We start from the raw sequence: 724 nt of genomic DNA, 5'->3' as shown, positions 1-724 counted from the left end.
GGCGCGCCCGCGGCGTTCTGCGGCAGCGGCTGGCCTGCCGCGCCATCGGCCTGCGCCACGCGCCGCGGCTGCGCCGAAGGCGCCAGCGACGACGCCAGTGGCGGCACCTGATCGATCGACAGTTCGCCCCTGCGGCGATCATCGCCCTGCGGCGACGCGCAGGCGGCCAGGGCCAGCGACAGGGCCAGGCCGAGGACGCTGCGATGGGCAGGAATGCGCTCGGGCGTGCGGCGCAAGCGGGACGGCGTCACGGGCTCACCTCTGGTCGCGGGAAATGGGGCTCAACAGCACGACGCCCGCCAGGCCTTCGCCCGGCGCCACCGCGGGATCGCCGGGTTCGGCCTGGTCCTGGCGCTGCAAGGCAACGCGCGTCAACGCCAGCGGAAACGGCGCCGGTCCGGCCAGCAGCCAGGCCGCCAGCGGCGCCGCCGGCGCCCGGTGGAACACGATGCGCCAGGCGCCGGCCGCGCTCTCGTCGGCGCCGAGTTCGTAGCGCCCCGCCAATCCGGCCGCGTCGAGCCAGCGGCCCAGCGTCTCGGGGGAGACCGCGGCCTGGCGCGCCGCCGGCGCCGGACCCGCCTGGCGCAGGACCGCCTCCAGGTCGCGCGCGTTCGTTTCCAGGCGCCGCAATTCCTCCGCGCCGCGATCCGCGCGCGCCAGGGACGGCTCGATCACCGCCAGCCAGCAGCCCGCGGCCGCGACCACCGCGGCGCATAGCGCCAGC

Annotated in this window: 2 protein-coding genes; both read right to left on the bottom strand. The window is 77.6% G+C overall.

What is annotated here, in order from left to right; all coding sequences use genetic code 11:
- The coding region (locus H0523_RS32080) for a hypothetical protein (RefSeq protein ID WP_218950891.1) at positions 1-251 on the bottom strand (251 nt) is incomplete at its 3' end.
- A gap of 4 nt (positions 252-255) precedes the next feature.
- A partial coding sequence (locus tag H0523_RS32075) for a type II secretion system protein GspM (protein WP_180180331.1) occupies positions 256-724 on the bottom strand: 469 nt, incomplete at its 5' end.

Source organism: Achromobacter insuavis (genome assembly GCF_902859645.1).
Taxonomy (GTDB): Bacteria; Pseudomonadota; Gammaproteobacteria; order Burkholderiales; family Burkholderiaceae_B; genus Achromobacter; species Achromobacter insuavis.
The sequence above is the reverse complement of the archived record's forward strand: the minus strand, read 5'-3'. Positions and strand labels throughout refer to the sequence as shown.